The organism is Meiothermus rufus DSM 22234 (genome assembly GCF_000423425.1).
Lineage (GTDB): Bacteria > Deinococcota > Deinococci > Deinococcales > Thermaceae > Meiothermus > Meiothermus rufus.
Map to the genome: position 1 here is coordinate 1 of NZ_AUHY01000112.1, position 2,879 is coordinate 2,879.

The 2,879-nt window shown below is 59.3% G+C and carries 4 protein-coding genes; 2 read left to right on the top strand and 2 right to left on the bottom strand.

Annotation, left to right across the window (positions count from 1 at the left end; all coding sequences use genetic code 11):
* Positions 1 to 170: 170 nt before the first annotated feature.
* Together G552_RS15915 and G552_RS0113580 are read left to right on the top strand one after the other, a co-directional pair.
* Positions 171 to 785: a tetratricopeptide repeat protein gene (locus tag G552_RS15915; protein WP_051195836.1), complete on the top strand. Its 615-nt coding sequence runs from the start codon at positions 171 to 173 to the stop codon at positions 783 to 785.
* Positions 786 to 827: 42 nt separating this feature from the next.
* Entirely contained in the window at positions 828 to 1,211 is a 384-nt protein-coding gene (locus G552_RS0113580) for a metallopeptidase family protein (protein ID WP_027883490.1), read from the top strand.
* Here the strand turns inward: G552_RS0113580 and G552_RS16555 are convergent.
* Both G552_RS16555 and G552_RS0113590 read right to left on the bottom strand, forming a co-directional pair.
* Positions 1,208 to 1,381, bottom strand: a complete 174-nt coding sequence (locus G552_RS16555; protein ID WP_169447893.1) for a hypothetical protein — start codon at positions 1,379 to 1,381, stop codon at positions 1,208 to 1,210. The genes G552_RS0113580 and G552_RS16555 overlap by 4 nt on opposite strands.
* A gap of 231 nt (positions 1,382 to 1,612) precedes the next feature.
* Complete coding sequence (locus G552_RS0113590) at positions 1,613 to 2,677, bottom strand: glucose-1-phosphate thymidylyltransferase (protein ID WP_027883491.1); 1,065 nt, start codon at positions 2,675 to 2,677, stop codon at positions 1,613 to 1,615.
* Between the last annotated feature and the right edge of the window lie 202 nt (positions 2,678 to 2,879).

Below are 2,879 nucleotides of genomic sequence, written 5' to 3' on the forward strand. Positions count from 1 at the left end.
CCAAAGAACCGCCGCCCCATGGAAACCCCTTGATTCATGCGGGTTCCTGGGGCGGCGTGGCACCGAGAAGGGCCGTCAACTGTCAAACCCGAGTTAAGACGAGCTTTGCAGCAGCAGAAATCACAAGCCTTTGAGGTGGTCTTTGATAGCGTGGGGGTGGTCTGGCGATTATGACCCAACTCGATGCTGCGACTGGAATTGAACGGGCCTTGCAACACCTGGCCAATGGCGAGCCCGTACTGGCGTTGCGAGTATTGGACCGGGTTTCCTGGATGGATCTGGGCTGGCCCGAGTACTGGCAGGTTCGGGCTGAGGCCTACCTGCGCCTGGGGGCGTACAGGCAAGCAGCTAGTAGCGCAAAGGAGGGGCTAGCCGAGAACCCTAGCCACCTGCCGCTGTGGGTAGTGCGCATCCGCGCTTTGCTGGAACTGGGAGAGCTAGACAAAGCCCAGCATGCCCTTATCCATGCCACCTCGCTCTTCCCGGGCGACCTGGAGCTGGAGCGCTTAGCCCGGGCTCTTGAAGAAAGGATGGGGCAACCCGCAAAAGTGCCCGTGGCCTCTACCTCCAACAAACCCTTTTCTGAAAGTGCTTGGCCCTCGAGCCACCCCCTGCTGGCTAAGACAGAGTTCAGCCGAATTGAGCGAATAAAGCCCCGCAACCCCGTTTGCTCCAATGAGCCTCGCTCGGCTCCTAGTACTACGGCTTTTTTGTGGCCACTGTTTTTTTTGCTGTGGGCTGGGGGGTCGGTGGCTTTCTGGTTGTGGCGTCATGTGGCCAGGTAAGCGGCTTTTGTAGCCCTTTATGTTGTGGCAAACTGAACCCTGATGACCTATGAGGCGTTTGTAGAGTTAGCCGACCGTCTGTGGGCGGAAATTCCCGCCGAATTCAAGCGGGGTTTGCAAGGCCTGCATGTGCTAGAACACCTTAAATCTGATCCGGATGAGCCGGGCCTGCTGCGTCTGGGCGAGTACTACGACCCGGGCTACCCGTCGCTGCTGGGAGGGTATGAGGGCATTGGTCGGCACATTGCCTTGTTTTATGGTTCATTTGCCGCTTTAGCTGCGGAAGACCCAGGCTTCGATTGGGAGGGCGAGGTTTGGGAGACCCTTTTGCACGAGTTGCGCCACCATTTGGAGTCCCTGGCCTGGCGCGACGACTTGGTGCAAGAGGACCTCGAGCTATTGCGCCGCTACAGAAATCAAGGCTAGCTCAGCAACAGCAGCACCAGGCCCACAACCCCGCTGAGCACTGCGCTGGCCAGTAACACGGGGAGAACCCGCTGGGCATTCGGACTGCGCTGGGCTAGTATGCGCCAGACCACGCCTTCTACCGCGCTTAGTACCAGCAGCAACCAACCGACTAGTTTAAGCCCTTCCATGGTGGCATTTTAGCTAGGAGAATTCAGCTGGTTCAAACCCGGCGGATGTCCTCCGATAGCCGCTTCTCGGGGGTGATGGAGCGAACACGCCTAACCCAACGCCTCTTCCTCTGGCGGTGCTCCGAGGTTGTAGAGGGCCTTTCCGGCGAGCAATGCCGCAGGGTAGGGTCGTACCGGGCTCCACTCGTTTCCCAAACCCGTGAAGGGTGGGTCAAGGGCAATCAACGGGGCCTAGGCCAGCTCCACACTGCTCAGATCACCCAGTACCAGCTTGTGGGCCTTGGGCAGGCCATTGCGCCGGGTGACCCGGGCGCCCACGCCCAGGATGCACTCGTGCAGCCGTAGGGGTACGTCCTCCACCACCGAATTGTCCTCCAGGATAGAAAACTCTACCTCAGCTTGGCGTACTGTGACCCCCGGGCCAATCGAGGTGAAAGGGCCGATATAAGCCCCTTCGACAAGGGCGTTGGGGGCGATGTGCACCGGGCCTAGTACGGTGCTGTTCCGCACCACCGCCCCTTTTTCAATAACCACCCGGCCCGTGATCTGGCTATCGAAGACCTGGCCTTCGATCACCGGGGTGGGGCTTTTTTGCTCTACCAGCAGCAAGCGGTTGGCGTCCAGCAGGTCGGCGGGGCGGCCGGTGTCCTTCCACCAACCATCCACTTCCTGGCCCAAGACGAGGTGGCCCTGGTTTATCAGAGTCTGGATAGCGTCGGTAATTTCGTACTCGCCGCGGGCGCTGGGCTCGAGCCCAGCAATAATTTCCAAAACCGCTGGGCCAAAGACGTACACCCCAGCCACCGCCAGATCGGAGGGGGGTTCCTTGGGTTTTTCTAGCAGATGGACGATGCGCCCCTGTTCCAGTACGGCCACACCAAACTGCCGGGGGTCGGGGACCCGTACCAGAGCGATTACCGCCCCAGTCCCAGGCCGGAAGGCCTCCACAAAGGGCTTAATTCCCTTTTGGAACAGGTTGTCCCCCAGGTAGAGCACAAAGGGGCTTTGACCTAGCCAGTCCCTGGCTGTGCCTACCGCATGGGCAATGCCCAGGGCCTCTTGCTGCACGATGTAGTCAATCTGTAGGCCAGGAAAGTCCTTTAGGGCTTGGCGGATATCCTCCTGGGTATCCGGCGAGACCACCACCCCCACCTGGGTGATACCTGCGTCGGCTAGGTTTTCCAGCGCGTAGTGAATGATGGGTTTGCCAGCCAGCCGGATAACCGGTTTGGGGCGGGTATGGGTAAGGGGCCGAAGACGAGTGCCGCGGCCCGCAGCGAGAATCAAGCCTTTCATGCCAAAGCCATCTTAGCAGTAGGTAGAACGAAAGCTTGTGCAAAAGGCGCCCCCGTGATTGTAAGCGGTTACAAGAGCGCTTTCCATCGAAGCAACTCACCGGTTGCACTTGTAAGTATGAGGTTGAACCTGGACAAACACATGTGAGACTCTAAGCTGGGATAAAAAGAGGGGAACCAACCAAGAAAGGAGGTTCCCCAGG